Source organism: Pseudomonas sp. Lb2C2 (assembly GCF_052112205.1).
GTDB lineage: Bacteria > Pseudomonadota > Gammaproteobacteria > Pseudomonadales > Pseudomonadaceae > Aquipseudomonas > Aquipseudomonas kilonensis.
In genome coordinates this window covers 44,651-71,242 of record NZ_JAUTYW010000008.1, presented here as the reverse complement: position 1 = coordinate 71,242, position 26,592 = coordinate 44,651, and the positions used below count along the sequence as shown (strand labels likewise).

The 26,592-nt window shown below is 63.2% G+C and carries 24 protein-coding genes; 13 read left to right on the top strand and 11 right to left on the bottom strand.

All coding sequences use genetic code 11. The annotated features are described in order from the left end of the window. Position 1: 1 nt before the first annotated feature. The 4 genes from Q7F16_RS23510 (at position 2) to Q7F16_RS23495 (ending at position 5,052) form a co-directional block, all read left to right on the top strand. On the top strand, positions 2 to 1,060 hold the full coding sequence (locus tag Q7F16_RS23510; protein ID WP_046064020.1) for an alpha-ketoacid dehydrogenase subunit beta: 1,059 nt from the start codon (positions 2 to 4) through the stop codon (positions 1,058 to 1,060). Further along, positions 1,061 to 2,332 carry a dihydrolipoamide acetyltransferase family protein gene (locus Q7F16_RS23505; protein ID WP_409556558.1) on the top strand — a complete coding sequence of 424 codons (1,272 nt, stop codon included), beginning with the start codon at positions 1,061 to 1,063 and terminating at the stop codon, positions 2,330 to 2,332. An 18-nt stretch (positions 2,333 to 2,350) separates the two neighbouring features. Next, positions 2,351 to 3,733, top strand: coding sequence for a dihydrolipoyl dehydrogenase (lpdA, locus tag Q7F16_RS23500; RefSeq protein ID WP_046064022.1), 1,383 nt, complete (start codon positions 2,351 to 2,353; stop codon positions 3,731 to 3,733). A gap of 299 nt (positions 3,734 to 4,032) precedes the next feature. Further along, positions 4,033 to 5,052 (top strand): branched-chain amino acid aminotransferase, encoded by a 1,020-nt coding sequence (locus Q7F16_RS23495; protein WP_003202935.1) that lies wholly within the window; start codon positions 4,033 to 4,035, stop codon positions 5,050 to 5,052. A 75-nt stretch (positions 5,053 to 5,127) separates the two neighbouring features. On the opposite strand, the gene Q7F16_RS23490 is transcribed toward Q7F16_RS23495, so the two are convergent. Then, on the bottom strand, positions 5,128 to 6,057 hold the full coding sequence (locus tag Q7F16_RS23490) for a DMT family transporter (protein ID WP_079302356.1): 930 nt from the start codon (positions 6,055 to 6,057) through the stop codon (positions 5,128 to 5,130). Between the two features lie 110 nt (positions 6,058 to 6,167). On the opposite strand from Q7F16_RS23490, the gene Q7F16_RS23485 reads away from it, so the two are divergent. Further along, entirely contained in the window at positions 6,168 to 6,962 is a 795-nt protein-coding gene (locus Q7F16_RS23485; RefSeq protein ID WP_018605876.1) for an AraC family transcriptional regulator, read from the top strand. A 121-nt stretch (positions 6,963 to 7,083) separates the two neighbouring features. On the opposite strand, the gene Q7F16_RS23480 is transcribed toward Q7F16_RS23485, so the two are convergent. Both Q7F16_RS23480 and Q7F16_RS23475 read right to left on the bottom strand, forming a co-directional pair. Continuing rightward, entirely contained in the window at positions 7,084 to 7,839 is a 756-nt protein-coding gene (locus Q7F16_RS23480) for an ArsR/SmtB family transcription factor (protein ID WP_409556557.1), read from the bottom strand. A gap of 164 nt (positions 7,840 to 8,003) precedes the next feature. Beyond that, on the bottom strand, positions 8,004 to 8,345 hold the full coding sequence (locus Q7F16_RS23475; RefSeq protein ID WP_003202944.1) for an FKBP-type peptidyl-prolyl cis-trans isomerase: 342 nt from the start codon (positions 8,343 to 8,345) through the stop codon (positions 8,004 to 8,006). Between the two features lie 146 nt (positions 8,346 to 8,491). Between Q7F16_RS23475 and Q7F16_RS23470 the strand changes: the two genes are divergently transcribed. Further along, a complete protein-coding gene (locus tag Q7F16_RS23470) occupies positions 8,492 to 9,553 on the top strand; it encodes a M4 family metallopeptidase (RefSeq protein WP_046064025.1) in 1,062 nt (353 codons plus the stop codon). Further along, positions 9,553 to 9,876 carry a protealysin inhibitor emfourin gene (locus tag Q7F16_RS23465; RefSeq protein WP_003202948.1) on the top strand — a complete coding sequence of 108 codons (324 nt, stop codon included), beginning with the start codon at positions 9,553 to 9,555 and terminating at the stop codon, positions 9,874 to 9,876. Before Q7F16_RS23470 ends, Q7F16_RS23465 begins: the two co-directional genes overlap by 1 nt. A gap of 1 nt (position 9,877) precedes the next feature. Here the strand turns inward: Q7F16_RS23465 and Q7F16_RS23460 are convergent, their stop codons facing one another. Beyond that, entirely contained in the window at positions 9,878 to 10,186 is a 309-nt protein-coding gene (locus Q7F16_RS23460; RefSeq protein ID WP_014337834.1) for an RcnB family protein, read from the bottom strand. A 296-nt stretch (positions 10,187 to 10,482) separates the two neighbouring features. On the opposite strand from Q7F16_RS23460, the gene Q7F16_RS23455 reads away from it, so the two are divergent. Continuing rightward, a complete protein-coding gene (locus tag Q7F16_RS23455) occupies positions 10,483 to 11,583 on the top strand; it encodes a DNA alkylation repair protein (RefSeq protein WP_046064026.1) in 1,101 nt (366 codons plus the stop codon). A 7-nt stretch (positions 11,584 to 11,590) separates the two neighbouring features. Here Q7F16_RS23455 and Q7F16_RS23450 read toward each other — a convergent pair whose 3' ends face one another. Continuing rightward, positions 11,591 to 13,669, bottom strand: coding sequence for a putative bifunctional diguanylate cyclase/phosphodiesterase (locus Q7F16_RS23450; protein ID WP_046064027.1), 2,079 nt, complete (start codon positions 13,667 to 13,669; stop codon positions 11,591 to 11,593). A gap of 394 nt (positions 13,670 to 14,063) precedes the next feature. Here Q7F16_RS23450 and pncA point away from each other — a divergent pair, with 394 nt between their 5' ends. Together pncA and Q7F16_RS23440 are read left to right on the top strand one after the other, a co-directional pair. Further along, the gene (gene pncA / locus Q7F16_RS23445) at positions 14,064 to 14,717 is read left to right on the top strand and encodes a bifunctional nicotinamidase/pyrazinamidase (RefSeq protein WP_046064028.1); all 654 of its coding nucleotides are present in this window, start codon (positions 14,064 to 14,066) and stop codon (positions 14,715 to 14,717) included. A gap of 42 nt (positions 14,718 to 14,759) precedes the next feature. Continuing rightward, positions 14,760 to 15,401: a DUF1345 domain-containing protein gene (locus Q7F16_RS23440; RefSeq protein ID WP_046064029.1), complete on the top strand. Its 642-nt coding sequence runs from the start codon at positions 14,760 to 14,762 to the stop codon at positions 15,399 to 15,401. Between the two features lie 60 nt (positions 15,402 to 15,461). On the opposite strand, the gene Q7F16_RS23435 is transcribed toward Q7F16_RS23440, so the two are convergent. From Q7F16_RS23435 to Q7F16_RS23415, 5 genes are all read right to left on the bottom strand, one after another. Further along, the gene (locus Q7F16_RS23435) at positions 15,462 to 16,766 is read right to left on the bottom strand and encodes an ATP-binding protein (protein WP_079302362.1); all 1,305 of its coding nucleotides are present in this window, start codon (positions 16,764 to 16,766) and stop codon (positions 15,462 to 15,464) included. Between the two features lie 4 nt (positions 16,767 to 16,770). Then, positions 16,771 to 17,472, bottom strand: a complete 702-nt coding sequence (locus tag Q7F16_RS23430; RefSeq protein WP_018605899.1) for a response regulator transcription factor — start codon at positions 17,470 to 17,472, stop codon at positions 16,771 to 16,773. A 218-nt stretch (positions 17,473 to 17,690) separates the two neighbouring features. Beyond that, positions 17,691 to 18,875, bottom strand: a complete 1,185-nt coding sequence (locus Q7F16_RS23425; protein WP_409556556.1) for a pyridoxal phosphate-dependent aminotransferase — start codon at positions 18,873 to 18,875, stop codon at positions 17,691 to 17,693. Positions 18,876 to 18,958: 83 nt separating this feature from the next. Next, positions 18,959 to 20,095, bottom strand: a complete 1,137-nt coding sequence (locus tag Q7F16_RS23420; RefSeq protein WP_409556555.1) for a glycerate kinase — start codon at positions 20,093 to 20,095, stop codon at positions 18,959 to 18,961. A 284-nt stretch (positions 20,096 to 20,379) separates the two neighbouring features. Then, positions 20,380 to 21,504 (bottom strand): sugar diacid recognition domain-containing protein, encoded by a 1,125-nt coding sequence (locus Q7F16_RS23415; RefSeq protein WP_046064033.1) that lies wholly within the window; start codon positions 21,502 to 21,504, stop codon positions 20,380 to 20,382. Between the two features lie 184 nt (positions 21,505 to 21,688). Between Q7F16_RS23415 and Q7F16_RS23410 the strand changes: the two genes are divergently transcribed. The 3 genes from Q7F16_RS23410 to rarD all read left to right on the top strand — a co-directional run bounded on the left by Q7F16_RS23410 (position 21,689) and on the right by rarD (position 25,254). Next, positions 21,689 to 22,999 (top strand): MFS transporter, encoded by a 1,311-nt coding sequence (locus tag Q7F16_RS23410; protein WP_014337824.1) that lies wholly within the window; start codon positions 21,689 to 21,691, stop codon positions 22,997 to 22,999. 196 nt (positions 23,000 to 23,195) lie between these two features. Continuing rightward, complete coding sequence (locus Q7F16_RS23405) at positions 23,196 to 24,209, top strand: aldo/keto reductase (protein WP_095963482.1); 1,014 nt, start codon at positions 23,196 to 23,198, stop codon at positions 24,207 to 24,209. 160 nt (positions 24,210 to 24,369) lie between these two features. Next, on the top strand, positions 24,370 to 25,254 hold the full coding sequence (gene rarD / locus Q7F16_RS23400) for an EamA family transporter RarD (RefSeq protein WP_046064236.1): 885 nt from the start codon (positions 24,370 to 24,372) through the stop codon (positions 25,252 to 25,254). Between the two features lie 88 nt (positions 25,255 to 25,342). On the opposite strand, the gene hppD is transcribed toward rarD, so the two are convergent. Beyond that, complete coding sequence (gene hppD, locus Q7F16_RS23395; protein ID WP_046064235.1) at positions 25,343 to 26,419, bottom strand: 4-hydroxyphenylpyruvate dioxygenase; 1,077 nt, start codon at positions 26,417 to 26,419, stop codon at positions 25,343 to 25,345. Positions 26,420 to 26,592: the final 173 nt, after the last annotated feature.

The window sequence follows — 26,592 nt, the reverse complement described above, 5'->3', positions numbered from 1 at the left end:
CATGAACGATCACAACAACAATATTGCGTTGGACACCGCCATGACCACTACCACCATGACCATGATCCAGGCCCTGCGCTCGGCCATGGACGTGATGCTCGAGCGCGACGACAACGTCGTGGTGTTCGGCCAGGACGTGGGTTACTTCGGCGGCGTGTTCCGCTGCACCGAAGGCCTGCAGAACAAGTACGGCACCTCGCGAGTGTTCGACGCACCGATTTCCGAAAGCGGCATCGTCGGCGTGGCAGTGGGCATGGGCGCCTACGGCCTGCGCCCGGTGGCGGAGATCCAGTTCGCCGACTACGTCTACCCGGCGTCGGACCAGATCATTTCCGAAGCCGCGCGCCTGCGCTATCGCTCGGCCGGCGAGTTCACCGCACCGATGACCCTGCGCATGCCCTGCGGCGGCGGTATCTATGGCGGCCAGACCCACAGCCAGAGCATCGAAGCGATGTTCACCCAGGTCTGCGGCCTGCGCACCGTCATGCCATCCAACCCCTACGACGCCAAGGGCTTGCTGATCGCCTCCATCGAAAACGATGACCCGGTGATCTTCCTCGAACCCAAGCGCCTGTATAACGGCCCGTTCGACGGCCACCACGACCGCCCGGTAACACCGTGGTCGAAACACCCCTCGGCGCAGGTGCCGGACGGTTACTACACCGTGCCGCTGGACGTCGCCGCCATTACCCGTCCGGGCAAGGACGTGACCGTTCTCACCTACGGCACCACGGTCTATGTCTCCCAAGTGGCTGCCGAAGAGACCGGTGTCGACGCCGAAGTCATCGACCTGCGCAGCCTCTGGCCGCTGGACCTTGAGACCATCGTCAAATCCGTGAAGAAAACCGGCCGCTGTGTGGTGGTCCACGAGGCCACCCGCACCTGCGGTTTCGGCGCCGAGCTGGTGGCGTTGGTGCAAGAACACTGCTTCCACCACCTGGAAGCGCCTATCGAGCGTGTCACCGGTTGGGACACCCCCTACCCGCACGCGCAGGAGTGGGCGTATTTCCCAGGGCCGTCCCGTGTGGGCGCGGCGTTGAAACGGGTCATGGAGGTCTGAATGGGCACGCACGTTATCAAGATGCCGGACATCGGCGAAGGCATCGCGGAAGTTGAACTGTCGGTGTGGCACGTCAAGGTCGGCGACATGGTGGTCGAAGACCAGGTGCTGGCCGATGTCATGACCGATAAGGCCATGGTGGATATCCCCTCGCCAGTGCATGGCCGGGTCATCGCCCTGGGTGGCGAGCCCGGCGAAGTCATGGCGGTGGGCAGCGAACTGATCCGCATTGAAGTCGAAGGTGCGGGTAACCTGAAAGAATCGGCCCAACAAGCGCCAACGCCAGCGCCGACTGCGCAAGCACCGAAGCCGGCACCCGTGGCGACACCTGAGCCGGTGCTGGAAAAAACCGCCGCGCCCCGCTGCGCCCCGCAAGCGCCTGTGGCCCGCGACCCCGACGAGCGTCCACTGGCGTCGCCGGCCGTGCGCAAACACGCACTGGACCTGGGCATTCAATTGCGCCTGGTCCAGGGCAGCGGCCCCGCCGGACGGGTCCTGCACGAAGACCTTGAGGCTTATCTGGCCCAAGGTCCGTCGACCCAGGCCAAGGGTGGCTCGGGTTATGCCGAACGCCACGACGAGCAGCAGATCCCGGTGATCGGCATGCGTCGCAAGATCGCCCAGCGCATGCAGGAAGCGACCCAACGCGCCGCCCACTTCAGCTACGTCGAGGAAATCGACGTCACCGCCCTGGAGGAGCTGCGGGTTCACTTGAATGAAAAACACGGCGCCAGTCGCGGCAAGCTGACCTTGCTGCCGTTCCTGGTCCGCGCGTTGGTCGTGGCCCTGCGCGATTTCCCGCAGATGAACGCGCGCTACGACGACGAAGCACAGGTCATTCACCGCTCAGGTGCGGTGCATGTGGGCGTCGCCACCCAGAGCGATGTTGGCCTGATGGTGCCGGTGGTGCGTCACGCCGAAGCCCGTAGCCTGTGGGACAGCGCGACGGAAATCTCCCGCTTGGCCACGGCAGCCCGCACGGGCAAGGCCAGTCGCGATGAGCTGTCCGGTTCGACTATCACCCTGACCAGCCTCGGTGCCCTTGGCGGCATCGTCAGCACGCCAGTGCTGAACCTGCCGGAAGTGGCGATTGTCGGCGTGAACAAAATCGTCGAGCGGCCGGTGGTGATCAAGGGCCAGATCGTGATCCGCAAGATGATGAACCTCTCCAGCTCCTTCGATCACCGGGTGGTCGACGGCATGGACGCGGCGCAATTCATCCAGGCCCTGCGTGGCTTGCTCGAACAACCCGCCACCTTGTTTGTGGACTAATCATCAGTGGAGCAGGCAATGCAAACTCTGAATACCAAGCTGCTGATCATTGGCGGCGGCCCTGGCGGCTACGTGGCAGCGATTCGCGCCGGCCAACTGGGCATTGAAACGATCCTGGTGGAAGGCCAGGCGCTGGGCGGTACCTGCCTGAACATCGGTTGTATCCCGTCCAAGGCGTTGATCCATGTGGCCGAGCAGTTCCACCAGACCCGGCATCACAGCCAGGGTTCGGCCTTGGGCATCACGGTAGCGGCGCCAACGCTGGACATCGGCAAGAGCGTGGAATGGAAGGACGGCATCGTCGATCGCCTGACCACCGGCGTCGCGGCATTGCTGAAAAAGCACAAGGTCCAGGTCATTCACGGCTGGGCCAAGGTGATCGATGGCAAGACGGTCGAGGTCGGTGACACGCGCATCCAGTGCGAACACCTGCTGCTGGCCACCGGCTCGAAAAGCGTCGACCTGCCTATGCTGCCGATTGGCGGGCCGATCATTTCCTCCACCGAAGCCCTCGCCCCCACCTCGGTGCCCAAGCACCTGGTGGTGGTCGGCGGTGGCTACATCGGCCTGGAGCTGGGCATTGCCTACCGCAAGCTCGGCGCCGAGGTCAGCGTGGTCGAGGCCCAGGAACGGATCCTGCCAGCCTACGACGGCGAGCTGACCCAACCAGTGCACGAGGCGCTCAAGCAGTTGGGCGTGAAGCTGTACCTCAAGCACAGCGTCGAAGGTTTCGATGCCCAGGCCAGCACCTTGCAAGTGCGTGATCCCAATGGCGAGACGCTGAACCTGGACACCGACCGGGTGCTGGTGGCCGTTGGGCGCAAACCCAACACCCAGGGCTGGAACCTCGAAGCGCTGGACTTGGCGATGAACGGTTCGGCGCTGAAAATCGACAGCCGTTGCCAGACCAGCATGCGCAACGTCTGGGCCATCGGCGACCTGAGCGGTGAACCGATGCTCGCGCACCGGGCCATGGCCCAGGGTGAAATGGTCGCCGAGCTGATCGCCGGCCAGCATCGCGAGTTCAACCCAACCGCCATCGCCGCGGTGTGCTTCACCGACCCGGAACTGGTGGTGGTCGGCAAGACGCCGGACGAGGCCAAGGCGGCCGGGCTCGATTGCATGGTGTCGAGCTTCCCGTTCGCCGCCAACGGCCGGGCCATGACCCTGGAATCGAAAAGCGGTTTCGTCCGGGTCGTGGCGCGACGGGACAATCACCTGATCGTCGGTTGGCAAGCGGTTGGCGTGGGCGTGTCGGAGCTGTCCACCGCGTTCGGCCAATCCCTGGAAATGGGCGCGCGCCTGGAGGACATCGCCGGCACCATCCACGCTCACCCGACGCTGGGCGAGGCCGTGCAGGAAGCGGCGTTGCGGGCGTTGGGGCATGCGTTGCATCTGTAAACGTGTAGCGCCTCTGTAGGCATGAGTTTCACCTGTGGCGAGGGAGCTTGCTCCCGCTGGGCTGCGAAGCGGCCCCAATTCAGGCACCAGGCTCATTCAGTCACACCGCGTTGACCGGGTTACGACTGCTTCGCAGCCGAGCGGGAGCAAGCTCCCTCGCCACGGGGACGGCAGAAAATCTGCCAGTCGCCTATCGAGCAGGCTGCGAAACAGCCCCGGAATGAAGTATTGTTGTCCCCATCCAAAAAACGTCAGAAGCCTTGAACCGTTTCGACGGTTGTTAAGAAATAGAGGGTGTCATGGGTAACGAGAGCATCAATTGGGACAAACTGGGCTTTGACTACATCAAGACCGACAAGCGCTACCTGTCGCACTGGCGCGATGGCGCCTGGGACGCGGGCACCCTGACCGAAGACAATGTGCTGCACATCAGCGAGGGCTCCACCGCCCTGCACTACGGTCAGCAGTGCTTCGAAGGCCTGAAGGCCTATCGCTGCAAGGACGGCTCCATCAACCTGTTCCGCCCGGACCAGAACGCCGCCCGCATGCAGCGCAGCTGCGCCCGCCTGCTGATGCCGCACGTCGAGACCGAGCAGTTCGTCGAAGCCTGCAAGCAAGTGGTCCGCGCCAACGAGCGCTTCATCCCGCCTTACGGCACCGGCGGCGCGCTGTACCTGCGCCCGTTCGTGATCGGCGTGGGTGACAACATCGGTGTGCGCACCGCACCCGAGTTCATCTTCTCGATTTTCTGCATCCCGGTCGGCGCCTACTTCAAGGGCGGCCTGACCCCGCACAACTTCCTGATCTCCAGCTTCGACCGCGCCGCCCCACAAGGCACCGGCGCGGCAAAGGTCGGTGGCAACTACGCCGCCAGCCTGATGCCCGGTTCCCAGGCCAAGAAGGCCAGTTTCGCCGACTGCATCTACCTGGACCCGATGACCCACTCGAAAATCGAGGAAGTCGGCTCGGCCAACTTCTTCGGCATCACCCACGACAACAAATTCGTCACCCCGAAATCCCCTTCGGTCCTGCCGGGCATCACTCGCCTGTCGCTGATCGAACTGGCCAAATCGCGCCTGGGCCTGGAAGTGATCGAAGGCGACGTGTTCATCGACAAGCTGTCGGACTTCAAGGAAGCCGGCGCCTGCGGTACTGCGGCGGTGATCACCCCGATTGGCGGCATCAGCTACAAGGACAAGCTGCACGTGTTCCACAGCGAAACCGAAGTCGGCCCGATCACCCAGAAGCTCTACAAAGAGCTGACCGGCGTGCAGACCGGCGACGTGGAAGCGCCAGCGGGTTGGATCGTCAAGGTTTGATCCAAGCCCACCGGTAGCACTAAGGGTCTTTTGTGGCGAGGGAGCAAGCTCCCTCGCCACATGGATCTGCCCCCACTACTCTCGACGCAAAACCGGCCACCGCCCCCAACGCTGGCGAAACCATCCGTAACCGCTGACCAGCAAGATCCCGCCCAGCACCAGAACCGCGCCAACGATGAAGTTCGGCTCCAGCGGCTCATCCAGCAACCAGACGCCAAAACCGATGCCAAACAGCGGCGTCATGAACGACAGCACCCCCAGTTGCGAAGCGAGGTAGTGGCGCAGCAGGGAGAACCAGATCAGGAAGCTGGCGAAGGACACCAGCAACACCTGGAACGCCATGCTGGCAATGAGTTGTGGCGTGGGGTTGATCGTCGTTTGCCCCAGCGCTATCGACATTCCGATCAGCAGCACCCCGGCGCCAACCAGTTGATAAAGCAGCGTCTGGCTGGCCGGCAGATTCGTCAACCGCGAACAGCGTACCGTCACCGTGGTTGCGCCCCACAGCGCACCGGCCAGCAAGCCCATGCCGTCACCGAGCAACGAACTGCCGTTCGCCGCGCCCGAGCCCCCGCTGAAAGCCACCACGATCCCGCCGAATGCAACGGCGATGCCCAGCCATTGCGCCGGCTTGAGGCGTTCGCTCGGCAGTTTCCAGTGCAAGCCAAGGGCGGCGAACATCGGCGCGGTATAGAGGAAAATCACCATGTGCGAAGCCGTCGTATGCCGCAGGCCTTCGCCCACCATCACGAACTCCAAGGCAAACAACAACCCCACCAGCATGCCCGGACGCCAACTGCCATCGGCCAGGGACAGGCGTTCACCGCGCACCAGCACCAACAACCAGACCAGTACCGCAGCGATGGCCGAGCGCACGCCCAGTTGCAGCATCGGCGCCATGTCGGCGGCGCCGGCCTTGATCGCGACTTGCTGGAAACCCCAAATGGCACAGAGGCCGGTCATCAGGGCGCAGACCTGGCCATCCAGGGCGCGGCGGGTGGTCATGGGAACGGTCCTTGGGCAGAAAGAGAATGAAAGGATTGTCTGCCTGACACCTTTGCTGGATATAGTGATTACCCGACAAGCCATCCCGGTAATCCGCCATTGCGGTCGATATGCAGCCTCCAGCCCAACATCTGAAGATTCCTCCGTTCGAAGCGGCCCTGCCCTCGCCGATTTTCTTTCGCAGCGCCTGCATGCCGGCCCATGCCACTTACCCCCGGCACCGGCATGCCTGGGGTGAGTTCGTCTACTCCTACAGTGGCGTGATGGAAATCGAGATCGCCCAGCACCATTACCTGGCGCCACCGCAGTACGGCATCTGGCTGCCACCAGACATGGAACACGTTGGCTTCAATCGCCATGAGGCCTGCCATTGTTCGTTGTACCTGGCCGCCGAACTGTGCAGTGCGCTGCCAGCCGTACCCTGTGCACTGACCTTGAGCCCGCTGATCCGTGCCCTGCTGGAAGAGTTGCGCAGCGACCCGCCGAGCCAACCGCAGACGCCCGAGCAGCAGCGCTTGCTGCAGGTGTTGGTGGACAAACTGGCGCAGGCACCCCATGTCGGCAGCTACCTCCCCTCCTCGGATGATCCCCTGCTGGGCCCCGTGCTGCGGGCCTTGGAGGCAAACCCCAGCGACCCGCGCTCCTTGCCGCAACTGGCCCGCGCCGCCAACACCACCGAGCGCACACTGATGCGCCGGGCCCAGCGGGACCTGGGCATGTCATTGGTGGAATGGCGCCAGCGCCTGAAAGTCATCGAGGCCCTGGCCCTGCTCGAACGCGGCCAGAGCGTGGAAACCATCGGCCTGGACCTGGGCTACAGCAGCGCCTCGGCATTCATCAGCATGTTTCGCAAAATGATGGGCACCACGCCGGATGAGTATCGGCGCAGGCATATGGCTGGATGACGCGGGTGGTGCTGAAACTGCTATCGCGAGCAAGCTCGCTCCCACAGGGAATTCCGGGTGTTCATGAGTATTGTGTTCAACGCAGGGCCCATTGTGGGAGCGGGTGTTCTGGGTTTTGTGTTCAGCGCAGGCCCACTGTGGGAGCGAGCTTGCTCGCGATAGCGCCAACGGGTTTGACATCAATTTCGGCACTCACGCCAAACCGCGCCGCCATCTCCCTGCGGCCACTGGCCGTCACCCCCAGCGCCCGGCTGTCCAGGTCCTGGATCACCCATTTGCGCTTGATCGCCACTTGCAGCAACGCCGCGCCCAAGGCACCGCCCAGGTGGGGGCGGCGCATGCTCCAGTCCAGACACGGACAGGCGAATCGGCGGCGTTGCGTGGCGAGTTGCTGGACGTCGATGCCCAATCCTTCGAACACCGCCGCGCCGAATTCACTCAGCCGATAGCCATCGCCCTCCCGCTCCACCAGCCACCCGGCCTCGATCATGCGGTCATGCAGGCGCACCGCCAGAGTGCCGGCCATGTGGTCGTAACAAGTGCGGGCAAATTGCAAGCGATCCGGTGTGCGCGGGGTGAAGGTCGGCGCGGCGCTCTGGCCGATCACCATCAGCGCCTCCAGTGCCTGCGCAACGCGCGGGTCGGCCAGGCTGTAATAACGATGACGGCCCTGGACATGCAGGCGCACCAAGGCCATTTGCTTGAGTTTCGCCAGATGGGCGCTGGCGGTCGAGGCGCTGACCTCGGCGATGCTCGCCAATTCGGTGCTGGTGCGGGCATGGCCGTCCATCAACGCGCACAGCATCCGGATGCGCGCCGGTTCGGCAATGGCCGCGGCCACTTGGGACACGCCCAGGTCATGGTGCTCTGCGTTCATATTTCGCTCCCCGACGAATCAAGCCATGCATCGACTGGAGAGAGTAGCAACACTTTCTCCATCACGAACAAAGCAGCGCGTCAGGGATCCGATCACCGCCGCGATGTATTCCGCTGTTCAGCGAACACTCATGTGCCGGCACGCCATGAGCCGCTCCAGCCCCATCAATCGTCCCGGGTCAGGACTTCCAGCAACTCGATTTCAAAGATCAGGTTGGCGTTGGGCTTGATGTGGGCACCCATGGACCGCTCACCGTAGGCCAGGTGGGCCGGCACCCACAACTTGCGCTTGCCACCGACTTGCATGCCCATCAGGCCCAGATCCCAGCCCTTGATGACGCGACCGGTGCCGATCACGCATTGAAAGGGTTTGCCGCGACTGTAGGACGAATCGAATTCGGTGCCGTCTTCGAGGGTGCCGCGGTATTGGGTGGTGATCAGCGCACCTTTGACTACGCTTTTGCCGTCGCCCTGTTCCAGGTCGATGATTTGCAGCTCTTCATTCATGGCGGTATCCCTCGTGTGATCCAGGCGCGGGGTTTTCGCAGAAATCCGGGCGTATGGCAAACGTTGTATGCCATGCGCCAGGGAACCGCGACGACCTCTTCGGTTCACATGGGTATCGACCCTGCATTTCAGATAAGGATTTTCTGATGTTCGACTCTCGTCCGCTCCACGGTTTCATTCCGCCGTACATCCTCAATCGCATCATTGCCCACGGCTCCGAACAGCAACGCTCCAGGGCCCTTGGCACCTTGACCCACGTGCGCAGCCTGCGACACAACCCCGGCCCGCCCGGCAACCTTCCCGCCGCCGCGAAGTTGCCCAAGCCCGGCAAGGCCGGACAGCCGCAACGCAGCGTGCATGACGCCCAGAACAGCATGGAACTGCCCGGCCAGCCGGTCCGCCTGGAAGGCCAGCGGGCCAGTGGCGACCCAGCCGTGGACGAAGCCTACGACGCCCTCGGCGCCACCTATGATTTTTTCTGGAAGGTCCTGGGGCGCGACTCCATCGACAACAAAGGCTTCGCCCTGGTGGGCAGCGTGCATTATGGCCAGGGCTATGAAAACGCCTTCTGGAACGGCGCGCAGATGGTGTTCGGCGACGGCGATGGCGAAATCTTCCAGCGCTTCACGCGCTCCCTGGACGTGGTGGCCCACGAGCTGGCCCATGGCGTCACCGAAAGCGAGGCTGGGTTGATCTACGCCAATCAATCCGGTGCGCTGAACGAGTCCATCTCCGATGTGTTCGGTGTACTGGTCAAGCAGTTCGTGCTCGAACAGACCGCCGACCAGGCCGACTGGCTGATCGGCGCCGACCTGCTCACCGACAAGATCAACGGCGACGGCCTGCGCAGCATGTCCAACCCCGGCAGCGCCTACGATGACCCGTTACTGGGCAAGGACCCGCAACCTTCGCACATGCGCGAATTCGTCATTACCCGTGAAGACAACGGCGGCGTGCACATCAACTCCGGCATCCCCAACCGGGCCTTTTATCTGGTGGCGACCACGCTGGGCGGATTTGCCTGGGAAAAGGCCGGCCGGATCTGGTATGAAACCTTGTGCGACCGAAGATTGGCCAATGACGCGTCCTTCAGCGCCTTCGCCCGCCTGACCGTCGAGCACGCCCGCCAGCGCTTCGGCACGCGGGAAGTGCAGGCGGTGCAGAACGGCTGGGCCCAGGTCGGCGTCGACCTGACACAGGAGAGCTGATGAAAACCCTTCCAGACCTAGACGACAAAGCGGTGATACGGCTGTCGCGCCAGGGCGGCGTGGCCGCCATCCATGCGCTGACCCGACCACGGGAAATCGAATTCGCCCAGTGCGACCTCGACCAGCGCACGCGCATCAGTTCGGTCCTGGAGGGATGCCTGCCACTGACGTCCTCCACGCCCGGGCGCGGCGACCAGCGGTTTTTCCAGATTGAGGTGCACTATCGCGCCAACGACCAGGACGACGAGATGGTGCTGCAGGTGCCTGAGGACCAGGCACCCGGCGAGCTGGTTCACCTGTGGGACAAAGGCGAAGTGCTCTGACCTAACGCGTGGCCGGCACGATCTTGACGATGGCGCCGGACACGGTTTCGATCAGCAAGTACTTGTCGTCGATCTGCACCCATTGCTGCTCGTTTGTCGGTTGCTCGAGCTGCTTCTGTTTCCAGTCTTTCATGGCCCTGTCCGCGCGCTGGTAGTCCGCCGGTACCCGGTCGTTCTCCACCAGCCTGCGGCCATTGCTCGGAGAATGCTCCAAGGCGTCTCCGGTTTTCTCGACCGCTTGCGCAACAGGCCCAAGGGCTCCAAGGCCGGCGATCAGGACCAGGCTGGCGATCAGGGATGGTTTGCGCATAGAAAAAAACTCCAGTTATTCGAGGGACTGAATCTGGGACTTCGCGGGCGGCGAATCATTCCCTTTACTGTAGCGACTGGAAGCTGGGAGCCCCCCATACCCCTGTGGCGAGGGAGCTTGCTCCCGCTGGGCTGCACAGCAGCCCCAATCCAGGCAACGCGGTAATCCAGTGATACGGTATTCACCGGGTTTACGACTGCTGCGCAGCCGAGCGGGAGCAAGCTCCCTCGCCACGGGTTGTGCCTGGCATGGCATAGTGGCAAGCCTTGGCCCAACACCCGCCGGACGGACCCATCATGAGCACCACCGCCTCTTCCCCTGCCCTCAAGGAAATCTTCAACAACGCCCGCCTGGAGCACATCGCCGGCGAAATGCGCGCGGTGTACCCGGCATTCGACGCCAAAGCGTTTTTGCACATGGCCAACGACGGGCTGGCCGAGTTATCGGTGATGCAGCGCATGGCCCGGGTCAGTGAGTGCCTGCATGCGGTGCTGCCCCTCGATTACGAAGCGTCGCTGGAAGTGCTGCGGGCCCTGGCCCCGCGCCTGAACAGCATGTTCGTCAGCATGTTCCTGCCACACTACGTGGCGTCTTATGGCCGACATCGCTTCGACGTATCGCTGGAGGCGCTCAAGTATTTCACCCGGTTCGGCTCCTCGGAGTTCGCCGTGCGGCACTTCCTGCGCGATGACCTGGAACGCACCCTCAAGGTCATGCACGACTGGGCGCTGGACGCCAACGAGCACGTACGCCGCCTGGCCAGCGAAGGCAGCCGGCCGCGCTTGCCGTGGTCGTTTCACCTGGAGCCGATCCAGGCCAACCCCGACCTCGCCGCCGCGATCCTCGACACCCTCAAGGCCGACGATAGCCTGTATGTGCGCAAATCCGTGGCCAACCACCTCAACGACGTCACCAAGCAGCATCCCGACTGGGTGCTGGACCAGATCGAAGGTTGGCCCCTGCAAGACCGTCACACGGCGTGGATCGCCCGGCATGCGCTGCGCAGCCTGATCAAACAAGGCAACCCCAGGGCACTGGGCGTCATCGGGGTTGGCGGCAAGGCACAGGTCCAGGTGCTGGATTTACAGGTGACGCCTGCGGTGATTCGCCTGGGGGAACAGGTCACCCTGTCTTTCACGGTGCAATCAACCCTAGAGCAGAGCCAACGCCTGGTGATCGACTATGCCGTCGACTACGTGAAAGCCTCGGGCGGCACCTCGGCCAAAGTCTTCAAGCTCAAGACCTTCGACCTGCCCGCCCAGGGTTGCGTCAACCTCAGCCGCTCCCAGCACATTCGCGAATTAACCACTCGCAAACATTACGCGGGCCGGCATGCCGTGCACCTGCTGGTCAACGGCGAGCGGCTGGGTAGCACGGCGTTCGATATCGTTCCCTGAGGGCGTCTCAGACCACCGCCAGGCGTTTGGCCTGGCGAATCTCCTGCAGGAAACGCTCGGCCGGCAGCGGATGCCCCAGCAGATAGCCCTGCAGCGAATCGCAGCCCAACTGGGTCAGGAAGTCTTGTTGCACATCGGTCTCCACGCCTTCGGCGACGATCCGCAGGCCCAGGGCCTGGCCGAGGGCGACGATGGCCGAGACGATGGCCGCATCATCGCTGTCGTGTTCCAGGTCACGCACGAAGCCGCGATCGATCTTCAGCTCGTTGGCCGGCAGGCGCTTGAGGTACATCAGGCTCGAATAGCCGGTGCCAAAGTCGTCGATGGACAGGTCCACACCCATGTCCGAGAGCTGTTGCAGCACCGTCATGCTCGCGTCCGCATCGCTCATGGCGGTGGTTTCGGTGATTTCCAGGGTCAGGCTGTTGGCCGGCAGCTGATGCGTCTCCAAGGCCTTGGCCACGCTCTGCACCAAACCGGTATGGCAGAACTGCAAGGCCGACAGGTTCACCGCAATGCGCCAATCGGTGTAACCGAGCACGTACCATTCGCGCATCTGCCGACAGGCCTCGTTCAGCACCCATTCGCCGATGGGAATGATCAACCCGGTCTTTTCCGCCAGGTCGATGAAGGTGTCGGGCATCAACAGGCCCTGGGTCGGGTGGGTCCAGCGCAACAAGGCCTCGGCACCGACCGGACGGCCGTTGGCCGCGTCGAACTTGGGCTGGTAGTACAGGCTGAATTGCCGCTGTTCGACGGCGATGCGCAAGTCTTGCAGCAACTGCAATTGCTTGCGGGCGTTGCTGTTCATCGATGCGTCGAAAAAGCTGTAGCCGTTCTTGCCGGCGCCCTTGGCGTGGTACATCGCCGCGTCGGCGTTCATCAATAGTTCGTCGGCGCTCTGGCCGTTGCCAGGGTAAACGGCGATGCCGACGCTGGCGGAGATCTGCAAGTCATGGTCTGCCACCCGGAACGTGCGGCCGATCAAACCGACCTGACGTGCCGCCAATCGCAAGGCGTCGTCGGGTTCGGCCAGTTGCACCAACAGCACGAACTCATCACCGCCGATCCGCGCCAGGGTGTCCTGGCTGCGCAGGTCTTCACGCAGGCGCAGGGCCACGTCCCGCAGCAACAAATCGCCCATGTGGTGACCGAAGGCGTCGTTGACCGGCTTGAAACCATCCAGGTCGATGAACATCAGGGCGAAGCAGCCACCCTGCTCCTGCACACGGTGCATGGCCTGGTCGATACGATCAGCCAGCAATACCCGGTTGGGCAGTCCGGTGAGGGGGTCGTGCAGGGCCAACTGGGTCAGTTCCCGGTTGGCCAGGGTCAGCGATTGCGCCAACTCCGCAGTACGGGCTTCCAGGCGTGCATCGAGAATCGACGTCAGCAAGGCAATGGCCAGCACCGCCAGGGTGGTGATCAACACCAGATTGTCCAGGCCCTTGCCGCTCAAACCGTCCAGGGAGCCACAAAAGCTGCCGTCGCTGAACCGCGCGCCGGCCATGCCGGTGTAGTGCATACCGACGATGGCAATGCCCATGACCACCGCGGCACCTGCGCGAGCCAGACGCACATGGGGAGTGTTCTGGCGCAGGCGAAAGGCAATCCACAGCGCCGCCGCCGAAGCGCCGACGGCAATCACCAGCGAAGCCCCGAACAGCGTCGGATCATAGTCGATGCCCGGCTGCATTCGCAGCGCAGCCATGCCGGTGTAATGCATGGTGCTGATCCCGGCACCCATGATCAGCGCACCGAAGGCCAGTTGCCACGCCGGCAATCGTGGCTGGCTGACCAGCCACAGGGCAAAACCGCTGGAAAGAATCGCGACCAGCAGCGACAGCGCGGTGATCGATATGTCGTAGCCAAGCTCCACCGGCAAGCTGAACGCGAGCATGCCGATGAAGTGCATGGACCAGATGCCCACCCCCATCGCCAGCGCGCCCCCGGTCATCCACAAATGCGCGGCGCGCCCCTGGGCGGTCGCGATCCGCCCGGCCAGGTCCAGGGCGGTGTAGGAAGCAAGCACAGCAACAAACAAGGAAATCGAAACAAGGGCGGGGGAATAACTGCCGATGAGCATGGTTTTTTCTCGTAACTGGAGACCGGACTGCTTCCATGCCCGGTTGAAGGCCGGCGATTGTACTTAATCGTGACAGGGACGCACGAACCAAATGTCAAAAAGCCATCAAAGCTGGGATATTTTCGACGAAAGACACCACCCCTCGCAGGGCGAATATTTTTTGTGGGAGCGAGCCTGCTCGCGATGCGGTGTGTCAGCTTGCCTGGGCATTGGATGTGCCCAAGCCATCGCGAGCAAGCTCGCTCCCACAGAGGGCCTCAGGGTTCATGGCTTTTGTGTTCACCGCAAGTCCATTGTGGGAGCGAGCTTGCTCGCGATGGCGGTGTGTCAGTCTACGCACCTGGCCCAAGCCATTCAGCTACTATCGAAGAACCACTTCAAGGAGGATTCATTCATGGGCGTTCCCGCCAACCGGGCTTTGACCACCGCGCTGGTAGTAATCGATGTACAAAACGACTTCATCCCCGGCGGCCAACTGGCGGTGCCGGGGGGCGATGAGATCGTGCCGCTGATCAACCAGCTCGGCCATTCATTCAGGCACGTCGTCCTTGCGCAGGACTGGCACCCGGCCGGGCACGCCTCGTTTGCGTCCAGCCACCCGGGCAAGCAACCTTTCGACACCATCCAATTGCCCTACGGCGAGCAGAAACTCTGGCCCGACCACTGCATACAGGGCAGCAACGGCGCCGCGCTGCACCCGGCACTTGGGCTTGAGCATGCCAAGCTGATCATTCGCAAGGGCTGCAACCCGGACATCGACAGTTACTCCGCCTTCATGGAAGCGGATCACCAGACCCCCACCGGTTTGACCGGCTACCTCAAGGAACGCGGCATCGATACGGTGTACCTGGTGGGGCTCGCCCTGGATTTTTGCGTAATGTTCTCGGCGCTGGATGCCCGGTTGGCCGGATTCAACGCGTTTGTGGTACTGGACGCCTGCCGGGGTATTGATAGCGAGGGTTCGATGGAAGCGGCGATCCGGCGGATGCAGGAAGCGGGCGTGCAATTGATCGAGTCCAGCGCGATAGACGGTCGCCCCTTCGCTTGATCGCTCATACTAGCCGCCTCCCCCTTCGGACAGTGAGTCTCCATGCCCTTCCTCGCCCGCACCCACCCGCGTCTGTCCAGCGCCACGGTCCTTGGCCTGGCGGTGGGTATCCTGGTTCCCGTGGACTCGATCATCAGCAAAATCCTGATCGGCTGGAACGCCGGGGTCTGGACCTACCTGGTGCTGATGGCCTGGCTGACCGTGCGGGCCAAGGCGCCCGATGTGAGGCGCATCGCCGAAATCGAAGATGAAAATGCCGGGCTGGTCCTGCTGGTGGTCTGCATCGCGGCATTGGCCAGCCTGGCGACGATCACCCTCGAACTGGCCGGCAGCCGCGACCTGAATGCCGCCAGCAAGCTGTTGCATTACGGTTTCACGGCAATGACCGTGATCGGTTCATGGTTGCTGATCGGGGTGATCTTCAGCGTGCACTACGCGCGCTTGTATTACACCTGGGAAGGCAAGGAGCCGGCGTTGCGGTTTGCCGAAGGGCTGACCACGCCCAACTATTGGGATTTCCTGTATTTCTCTTTCACCATCGGCGTGGCGGTGCAGACCTCGGACGTGGGCGTCGCCACGCGGCAACTGCGCAAGATCGTCCTGGCGCAATCGTTGATCGGGTTTGTGTTCAACACGGCGATCCTGGGGTTTTCGATCAATATTGCGGCGGGGTTGTTTGGGTGAGGCGTATGGGGGCCGCTTCGCGGCCCAGCGGGAGCAAGCTCCCTCGCCACAGGGACGGTGTTAGCTATCAGGTGTTGGCAGCCACAGCCTGAAGCGCGCGCCACCCAGTGGCGAGGCTTCGACGGTCAGCGTGCCGCCCTGAGCTTCCAGGGCCCGGCGGCTGATGGCCAGGCCAAGACCGAAGCCGCCGGTGGCGCGGTCGCGGCTGCGATCCAGACGGTAGAACGGCTCGAACACGCGCTCGCGCTCACTGTCGGGAATGCCGATGCCGTCGTCGTCGACCCAGATCTCACAGCCTTGATCACCCACCAGCACACCGACCTGGATGCGCTTTTCACAATAACGCATGGCGTTGCGCAGCAGGTTCTGCAAGGCCCGTGCGGTCAGGCGCGGGTCCAGCACGAAACGCTCCAGCGCCCCATGCAACAGCACGTCGATCACCACGTCTGGCGCCGCCAGGTCTTCGTCGACGCTACCCAGGATACTGTCGATGAACTCGTCCAACGCCACTTCAACCCGATCGGGCAAGTGTTGCGGGTTCTGCAGACGGCTGTAGGACAGCAGTTCCAGCACCAACTCATCCAGCTCGCGAATGTGCGCCACCAACCCTTGCAGGCGTTCGCGACTGGCCGCCGGCAGGTCATCGGACAGCGCCAGGGCCAGGCCGAAGTCGAGCCGCGTCAGTGGCGTGCGCAGTTCGTGGGACACGGCGTTGAGCAGGTCCCGTTGTTGGTTGAGCAGGTTCTCGATGTCACCCGCCATCGTGTCGAACACGTGGGCCAGGCTGCCGATGTTCGAACTGGAGGCAATGTGCGTACGCTCGCCCAGATGACCTTTGCCGAAGCGTTCGGCGGTGCGCCTGAGGCGCTCCAGGTCGCGCCAGTGAGGTCGCAACCAGAGCAACAGGCAGGCGAGCATGGTCGCGCCGATCAACACGTTGATGCTCCAGTACAACCAGCTGACGTCGGCCGGATCCGGCGGCACGACCATCTTCACCGCCGTGCGCCCATCCAGCGGCGCCGCCGCCAAGGTGCGCCAGGCCCAGTCGCCAATACGCACCACGTTCTCGCCGCGCTTGAGACGCGCCTGCTCATCGGCACTGAAGCCGCCGTCATCGACCGCCGCCAGCTCGATGCGCAGCGGCTCGAACTCCTTGTCCATCTGCGCCGCCAGCGCCGGCCACTGCTCGCTGGGCACGGCGCGGAACTGCTTGACCATCAAGGTTTGCAGGCCACGGGAATAATCGAGGTTGTAGGTCATGAAACGGTCTTGGAACAGGCGGATCACCAGTTCCGGCATCAGGTAGATCGCCGCGCTGTAGGACACGATGGTGACCAGGTAAAGGCGAATCAGCAGCTTCCACATCGGCTCAGCATTCCCACTCGGAACGACTGAACAGATAACCCTTGCCCCACACGGTCTTGATCTTGCGGGCTTCGTCGGCGTTGTCGTCGAACTTGCGCCGCAACTTGGAAATCGCCACGTCCACCGAACGGTCGGTACCGTTGAACTCGATGCCGCGCAGGCGCTGCAGGATCTGGTCGCGGCTCAGCACTTCGCCGGAATGACGGGCCAGCACCACCAGCAGGTTGTATTCGCCGCTGGACAACTCCACCGCTTGTCCGCGCCAGGTTACGGTGCGCTCGGACAGGTCGATGCACAGGTTGCCCATGAGGATGCGGTCGTTGACCGTCTGCGGCTCGGTGAGGCTGCTGCGGCGCAACAAGGTACGCACCCGTGCCAGCAATACCCGGGGCTCGCAAGGTTTGGTGACGTAGTCATCGGCGCCCATCTCCAGGCCCAGGACCTGGTCGTGGCTGTCGTCCCGGGCGGTGAGCATCAGGATCGGCAAGGTCGCCGAATCGGCCCGCAGCAAGCGGCAGACCTGCAAGCCGTCCAGCCCCGGCAGCATCAGGTCGAGAATCACCAGGTCCGGCGGATCGACACGCGCCCGTTCACGCACATGATCGCCACGGCTGAGCACGCTGACCTGATAGCCGTTGCGCTCCAGGTAACTGGCGATCAGTTCGGAGAGTGCGGTGTCGTCTTCGACCAGGAGGATGTTGGGCATGGGTGTTTCCAGAAAGTGCTGTGGCGCCGGAAATGACGCTATCGCGAGCAGGCTCGCTCCCACAGGGGCCTGAGTCGCACTAAAGACTCAATGTGGGAGCGAGCCTGCTCGCGATGAGGGCCTGCCAGGCGCAGAAAATCTCAAGCTGCCAAGGATATACGCCCTCGCTCATCGACGAGCAAAACCCTTACACAATTTCACACAGCCACTACAAAACGTTACCGCTGGGCCCGCAGCAGCTGCGCCGCACACGAGGCGATCCGTTGGCACGCATCCGCCAGCTTCACCTGATCGACCACCAGCCCGAGACGGATATGCCCTGCCGCACTGGGCCCGAACGCCTCGCCGGCCAACACTGACACGCCGTAGTCGTCCAGTAGTCGCTCGGCAAATGCCTGGGCATCGAGGCCGGTCCGGCGCACGTCGACCATCACGAACATGCCGCCATCGGGCCGCACCGGCTTGAGGCCTGGGCAGTCGTCGAGCATGGCGCAGACCAGGTCCCGGCGCTGGCGATACTCCTCGTGCATCTGCGCCACTTCCGGCAACTCCTGCTCCAGGGCAACCTGGGCGGCCCGTTGCACGAAATCCGGCAGGCCAAACAACATGCACAAGGACAGGTTCGCCAGATGGTCGGCCAGGGATTCAGGGCCGATGACCCAGCCGATGCGCCAGCCGGTCATGGCGTGGGATTTGGACAGGCTGTTGATCGTCGCCGTACGCTCGGCCATCCCCGGCAGGCTGGCCGGGCTGATGTGTTCGCCGTCATAGAGCAAGTCGCTGTAGACCTCGTCACTGATCAGCCACAGGTCATGTTCGATGCACAACCGGGCCAATGCCTGCCAGGTGGACATCGGCAGGCTGGCGCCGGACGGGTTGTTCGGGCTGTTGAGCAGCATCGCCCGGGTACGCGGGGTCACAAGACGGGCAACGTCCGCCGGCTCGACCCGAAAACCGTTCTCCGGGCGGACCGCCACCGGTACAACTTTCGCCCCGCAGGCGCCGAACACCGCCTCATAGGTGACATACATCGGCTCGGCGACGATGACTTCGTCGCCAGGGTTGAGCAGGCATTGCGCGACCGCATACACCGCGCACTGCGCCCCCGGCAGTACGACAACCTGTTCGGCCCCCACAGGCTGGCCGCAACGCTGGCGATGACGCCGGGCAATGCTGGTGCGCAAGGTGTGCAAGCCGCGGATGTCCGAATAATGGGTCTCACCGGCCCGCAGGCTGCCCACGGCGGCGTCGACAATGGCGCGCGGGGTGTCGAAGTCCGGATCGCCCACTGACAGCAACAACACATCCATGCCCTGTTCGCGCATGGCCAGCGCCCGGTCGTGAATCTGCCAGGCGGCGGCACCATCGCCGGTGATGCGTTGGGTCAAAGCTGAGAAGCGCATGTATCTCTCCTGATTGCGCGATATCCAGCCTCAACCCTATCTCAAATTCAATCCTGTGGGAGCAAAGCTTGCTCCCACAGGTGCTATCGGGCCGCCACCCGCCAAAGCCGTGCAATGTCCCGGGCGCGCTCGCTCAGCAGGCGCGGGGCGTCGGCGCAGGCTTGCTGCAAGGTCATCGGTCCGTTGGCCAGGGCGAAGGCGGCGTCGATGCCGTGCTCATACAACGCCTGGTAGCCCTCCCCCAGCGTGCCGGCAATGACCACCACCGGTACGCCATGCTGGCGGGCGATGCGGGCCACGCCGAAGGGGGTTTTGCCGCGCAGGGTCTGGGCATCGAAACGGCCTTCGCCGGTAATCACCAGGTCGGCGCCGCTGACCGCTTCGGCCAGCCCGGTCAACTGGGCGACGACGTCCACGCCGGTACGAAACTGCGCCCCCAGGAACGCCTTGGCCGCGAACCCCAGGCCACCGGCAGCGCCGCTGCCCGGCTCGTCGCGCACATCCTTGGTCAACGCCCGGGCGCAATGTTCGGCGAAATGCCCAAGGGCCCGGTCCAGCGCCTGCACTTGCTGGGCAGTGGCGCCCTTCTGCGGACCGAAAACCACGGACGCGCCATGGGGGCCGCACAGCGGGTTATCGACATCGGCAGCGATCTCGAAGCTGACCCGGGCCAGGCGCGGGTCGAGGTCGCGCAGGTCGATGCGCGACAGGTTCGCCAAGGCCAGGCCTCCGGGCGCAAGCGGCTGGCCCTGGTCATCCAGCAACACCACGCCCAGGGCCTGCATCGCACCGGCACCGGCGTCGTTGGTGGCACTGCCGCCGATCGCCAGGATTACCCGCCCGGCGCCTTCATCAAGGGCGGCGCGAATCAGCTCGCCAGTGCCGTAGGTACTGCTGGAACAGGCATCGCGCTGCCCCGATGGCACCAATTGCAAGCCACTGGCCTCGGCCATTTCGATGATCGCGGTGCGGCTCTCGGCCAACCAACCCCAGCGCGCCTCGACGGCGACACCCAACGGACCGCGGACCCGGGTGCGGCGCCACTCACCGTGACAGGCCGCCAACACCGACTCCACCGTCCCCTCCCCGCCGTCGGCCATCGGGCATTTGATCAACTGCGCATCCGGCCAGACCTCGGCCAACCCCTGGGCGATGGCATCGGCGACGCCCTGGGCGCTGAGGCTGTCCTTGAACGAGTCGGGGGCGATGATTATTTTCATATTACTCTCCGGTTCCGATGCACAGCATGCTGCCAGCTGACCGCAGCCGTGACGCCGGTCCGCCGCACAAAAGACACTGGGCATTATTGTTCAAATTCACAAATGCCGGTTTTCCAGGGAGATTCAGGTTGAAGCTGCCGGCCTCATCGCGAGCAGGCTCGCTCCCACAGGAGTAGTTCCGCAGATCAAACTGTGGGAGCGAGCTCGCTCGCGATAGCGGTGTGTCAGCTTGCATAGGTATTGGATGTGCCACCGTCATCGCGAGCAAGCTCGCTCCCACAGGGTTATGTGGAGATATCGGCGGTCTGCGGCAACAGTTGCACCCCCAGGTACAACGCCAGCATCCCGTCCAGGCGCAATGGGTCCACGCCGCTGAGTTCGGCGATGCGTTCCATGCGGTAGCGCAGGCTGTTGCGGTGGATGCCCAGGGCGTCGGCGCAGGCCTGGCTCTGGCCGTCGTGTTCGCACCAACTGCGCAGGGTGGCGAGCAACTGGCCGTTGCTGTCCTTGGTGATGACCTTGCGCAACGGGGTCAGCAATTCGTCCAGGGCGTCGTCGCTGCGATGACGCCAGAGCAGCACCGGCAGGCGATAGCGGTTGAGGGCCAGCAGGCGCGATTGCGGCAACACATCACGCCCATAGGCCAGCAGATCAGCCACCCGTCGATAGCAACGCCGCAAGCCCGCCAACCCTTCGGCCTGGCCGCCCACTGCGATCCGCAGGATGTTCCAGCCCAGCCCATCGAGCTTGCCCAGCAGCCGCTCGTTCTCCACCGAGGCGGTGACCGGCCGACACCACAATAAGGAAGATTTGGACGAGGTCAGGCACCAACTGTCCGGGTAGCGCGACATCAACCACGCGCTCAACGTCTCGACGGTCTGCCCAGGCCCATGTTCCAGGCCCAGTTCGAACAGATACGGCACCCGCGACAATTGCGGTTTGAGGCCCATTTGCCGGGCTTCGTCCAACAATCGCGGCGAATCCCCGGCATCGCCCAGCAGCAACGCCAGCAAGTCATCGCAGCGCTGGCGGCGCCATTGCTGCTCGGCCTGCTGGTTGCGCTGGCCCACCAACATTTCGGCGGTCATGCGTACCAGCTCGGCGTAGGTGCGCAGTTGCGCAGGCTCGCCGGTGATGCCCAGAACGCCGATCAGTCGTTGATCGAGCATCAGCGGCAGGTTGATCCCCGGCTGCACGCCCTTGAGGTGCATCGCGGTGTGCTCGTCGATTTCCACCACCCGACCGTTGGCCAGGACCAGTTGCGCGCCCTCGTGACGGGTGTTGACCCGCTCGCGCTCGCCGCTGCCGAGGATCAGGCCCTGGTTGTCCATGACATTGACGTTGTACGGCAGGATCGCCATCGCCCGGTCGACGATGTCCTGCGCCAGGTCGTGATCGAGTTCGAACATGGGCGGTGTTCCTTGCAAGCGGCGTGGATTGTTGTTTCAGGCATGGGTTTGGTCAGGCGCACAGGGTCTGCACTCAAACCCTGTGCTCTGGCACAAAGACACGGCCCCTTGGGCTGGCCGAGACTCAAGGGGCGGTCAACGTTACCCCTTGGCTCGCAAAAATCATAATAATGAGAGACCCGCCATGTCCCAGAGCGCAATAGCCCTCCTGGCTACCCCCGACGAAAAAAATACCGTCTACAAGCGCATCACCCTGCGCTTGATCCCCTTCATCTTCATCTGCTACCTGTTCAACTACCTCGACCGGGTCAACGTTGGCTTCGCCAAGTTGCAGATGCTCGACGCCCTGAAATTCAGCGAGACCGTGTACGGCCTCGGTGCCGGGATCTTCTTCATCGGCTACGTACTGTGCGGCGTGCCGAGCAACCTGGCCCTGACCAAGTTCGGTCCACGGCGCTGGATCGCGCTGATGATGATCACCTGGGGCACCCTGTCGACGTGCCTGCTGTTCGTCACCACCCCCACCGAGTTCTATACCTTGCGGCTGTTCACCGGCGCCGCCGAGGCCGGGTTCTTCCCTGGCGTGGTGCTGTATCTCTCGCAATGGTTTCCGACGTTCCGACGTGGTCGGATCATGGCCTTGTTCATGTCGGCCATCCCGGTGTCCGGCTTGCTGGGCAGCCCGTTTTCCGGGTGGATCCTCAACCACTTCGCGGCCGGCCAGGGCGGTCTGGCGGGTTGGCAGTGGATGTTCCTGCTGCAAGGCATTCCGACGGTGATCCTCGGGGCGCTGGCGTTCTTCCTGCTCAGCGACACCTTCGCCAACGCCAAATGGCTGACCGACCAGGAGCGCGAGGTGCTCACCGCCGACCACGCAGAAGACCTGGCCAACAAACCAAAGACTGCCACCGACTCGCTGTTGGCGGTGTTCAAGAACCCGGCGATCTGGGCCTTCGGCCTGGTGTACTTCTGCATCCAGAGCGGCGTCTACGCGATCAACTTCTGGCTGCCGTCGATCATCAAGAGCCTGGGTTTTGGCGATAACCTGGTGATCGGCTGGCTGAGTGCGATTCCCTATCTGCTGGCAGCGGTGTTCATGTTGCTGGTGGGCCGCTCGGCGGACCTGCGCAAGGAACGCCGCTGGCACTTGGTGGTGCCGATGCTGATGGGCGCCGTCGGGCTGCTGATCGCCGTCAACTTCGCCACCACCCCGGCCATCGCCATCATTGGCCTGTCCATCGCCACCATGGGCGCCCTCACCGGCCTGCCGATGTTCTGGCCGGTGCCCACGGCCATGCTCAGCGCCGGCGCGGCGGCCGGCGGATTGGCGTTGATCAACTCCATGGGGCAGATGGCGGGGTTCCTGAGCCCGTACCTGGTGGGTTGGGTCAAGGACGCCACCGGCTCGACCGACGCGGCGTTGTACCTGCTGGCGGGCGTGATTGTCTGCGGCAGCCTGCTGGCGTTGCGCATGACCCGCACCCTACGGGCCTGACACCCTTTTTTTCCCTGTGGGAGCGAGCTTGCTCGCGATAGCGTCAAGTCGGCCAACATTGATATTGACTGACCCACCGCTTTCGCGAGCAAGCCCGCTCCCACAGGTGATTTGGGGGGGGTTGAGAATTCTGTTTGATCCGTGCGGTGGTTCTGGGGTTTGATTGAGCCTTTCCCATGGATAAAAGGATCTTGTCATGAGCTACCGCACGCTAGGCCATTCCGGGTTGCAAGTCTCGACGCTGACCCTGGGCACCATGATGTTCGGCGAACAGACCAGCACCGAGGATTCGCTGCGGATCATCGACAAGGCCTGGGACCAGGGCATCAATTTCATCGACACCGCGGATGTCTACACCAACGGCCGTTCCGAAGAGATCGTCGGCGAGGCGATCGCCAGTCGTCGCCAGGAATGGGTGCTGGCCACCAAGGTCGGCTTCGGCCCTGCGGACGGCGTGCCCAACCGCAGCGGCCTGAGCCGCAAGCACCTGTTCAACGGTATCGAGGCCAGCCTCACGCGCCTGGGCACCGATTACCTGGACATCTATTACCTGCACCGCGAAGACCACAACACCCCGCTGCACGTTACTGTGTCGGCCATCGGTGATTTGATTCGCCAGGGCAAGATCCGCTACTGGGGCCTGTCGAACTACCGGGGCTGGCGCATCGCCGAGGTGATTCGCATCGCCGACAGCCTGGGCATCGACCGGCCAGTGATCAGCCAACCGCTGTACAACATTGTCAATCGCCAGGCGGAAACCGAGCAGATCACAGCAGCGCAGAACTACGGCCTCGGCGTGGTGCCGTTCAGCCCCCTGGCCCGAGGCGTGCTCAGCGGCAAGTACGCGCCAGACGTGGCGCCGGACGCCAACAGCCGTGCCGGACGCCAGGACAAACGCATCCTGGAAACCGAATGGCGGGTCGAGTCCCTGCGCATTGCCCAGCAGATCCTGCAATACACCCAGGGCCGCGGCGTGGGCATCGTCGAGTTCGCCATCGCCTGGGTGCTGAACAACAGCGCCGTGACCTCGGCCATCGTCGGGCCGCGCACCGAGGAGCAGTGGGATTCGTACACCAAGGCACAATCGGTGAAGATCAGTGCGGAAGATGAAGCGTTCATCGATTCGCTGGTGACGCCGGGGCATGCTTCGACGCCAGGGTTCAATGATGTGGGGCATTTCGTGTCGGGGCGGGTACCGCGTACGTCTTAACATTCACAAACATCGTGGCGAGGGAGCTTGCTCCCGCTGGGTCGCGCAGCGGCCCCCAGAAAGAGCGGCCGCTGCGCAGCCGAGCGGGAGCAAGCTCCCTCGCCACAGGTGTACAACTTTCCCGCACCTGTGTTGCAGTCCCATTCAATAAGAGGCCTCAGTGTCCAAAGGCATCGTTCTATCGGTCTCGGCCTCCGCGCTGTTCGCCGTCATGTACTACTACACCTCGTTGCTCTCACCGCTGACCGGCGTGGAGATTTTCGGCTGGCGCATGCTGCTGACGATGCCGTGCATGACCGCGTTCATGCTGGTGACGCGGGACTGGCATCTGGTCACGGCGCTGATCCAACGCCTGATCGCCACTCCACGGCTGTTGATCGCGGCGATAGCCTCGTCGGCACTGATGGGCGCGCAACTGTGGCTGTTCATGTGGGCGCCGCTCAATGGCTACAGCCTGGATGTGTCGCTGGGGTACTTCCTGTTGCCGCTGTCGATGGTCCTGACCGGGCGCATCGTCTATGGCGAACGCCTTTCCTACCTGCAGAAAGTCGCCGTGTTCTTCGCCACCCTTGGCGTGTTCAACGAGTTGTACCAGGTGGGTGGTTTTTCCTGGGCAACCTTGCTGGTGGTGATTGGCTACCCGATCTATTTCATCCTGCGCAAACGCATCAAGACCGATAACCTGGGCGGCCTCTGGCTGGACATGACCCTGATGCTCCCCGTTGCACTGTGGTTCGTGCAAAGCGGCGAACAGGGCCTCGACGTTTTCGATCAATACCCGTGGCTGTCGCTGCTGATCCCGGTGCTCGGGGTGATCAGCGCCAGCGCGCTGGTGTCCTACATCGTCGCCAGTCGATTGCTGCCGTTCAGCCTGTTCGGGCTGTTGAGTTACGTCGAACCGGTGTTGCTGCTGGGTGTTGCGCTGCTGTTGGGCGAAAGCATCAAGGCCGGTGAATGGCTGACCTACATCCCCATCTGGATGGCGGTGGCGGTGCTGGTGTTCGAAGGGTTCAAGCACTTGGTGCGGCAGCAGCGCCGGACTTGAGCCTACACCGCTCCCACAGGGGTTGTGTATTGGCAATAAAAAGCCCGCCCGGTATCACTGCCGGGCGGGCTTTTTCATGGCTCAGGCCTTACTCGGTCGCCAGCACACCACGACGCACCTGGTCGCGCTCGATGGACTCGAACAGCGCCTTGAAGTTGCCTTCACCGAAACCATCGTCGCCCTTGCGCTGGATGAATTCGAAGAACACCGGCCCCATCAGGGTTTCCGAGAAGATCTGCAGCAGCAGGCGCTTGTCGCCCTGCTCGGAAGCACCGTCCAGCAGAATGCCCCGCGATTGCAGTTCATCCACCGGTTCGCCGTGGTTCGGCAGGCGGCCTTCGAGCATTTCGTAGTAGGTGTCCGGCGGCGCGGTCATGAAGCGCATGCCGATACTTTTCAAGTGATCCCAGGTCTTGATCAGGTCATCGGTGAGGAAGGCCACGTGCTGGATGCCTTCGCCGTTGAACTGCATCAGGAACTCTTCGATCTGCCCGGCGCCCTTGGACGACTCTTCGTTCAACGGGATACGGATCATGCCGTCCGGCGCGGTCATGGCCTTGGAGGTCAGGCCGGTGTATTCGCCCTTGATGTCGAAGTAGCGGATCTCGCGGAAGTTGAACAGTTTCTCGTAGAAGCCGGCCCAGTAGGCCATGCGCCCGCGATAGACGTTGTGGGTCAGGTGGTCGATGATTTTCAGGCCCGCGCCCACCGGGTTGCGGTCAACGCCCTCGAGGAACACAAAGTCGATGTCATAGATCGAGCTGCCTTCGCCAAAACGGTCGATCAGGTACAGCGGCGCACCGCCGATGCCTTTGATCGCCGGCAGGTTCAGCTCCATCGGGCCGGTCTCGATGTGGATCGGCTGGGCACCGAGTTCCAGGGCACGCTTGTAGGCCTGTTGCGAATCCTTGACCCGGAACGCCATGCCGCACACCGACGGACCGTGCTCGGCGGCAAAGTACGATGCCACGCTGTGGGGTTCGTTGTTGAGGATCAGGTTGATCGCGCCCTGGCGATACAGGTGCACGTTTTTGGAGCGGTGGGTGGCCACTTTGGTGAAGCCCATGATCTCGAAGATCGGCTCCAGGGTGTTGGGGGTCGGGGATGCGAATTCGATGAATTCGAAGCCCATCAGGCCCATGGGGTTTTCGTATAGATCTGCCATTTCGGCGCCTCATCAGTCGGGTCAATTAACAAAAAACGTTAGTTGCTGGCGATGCTGAGGACACGGGGCGGCGCGCAGGAAATGCCACGAACGCTGCGGGCGAGGAAATCGCCATAGATCAGTTGAAACCCAAGTATCTTCATTGTCGACCCAAGGCTCTTGCGGGCGAGGCT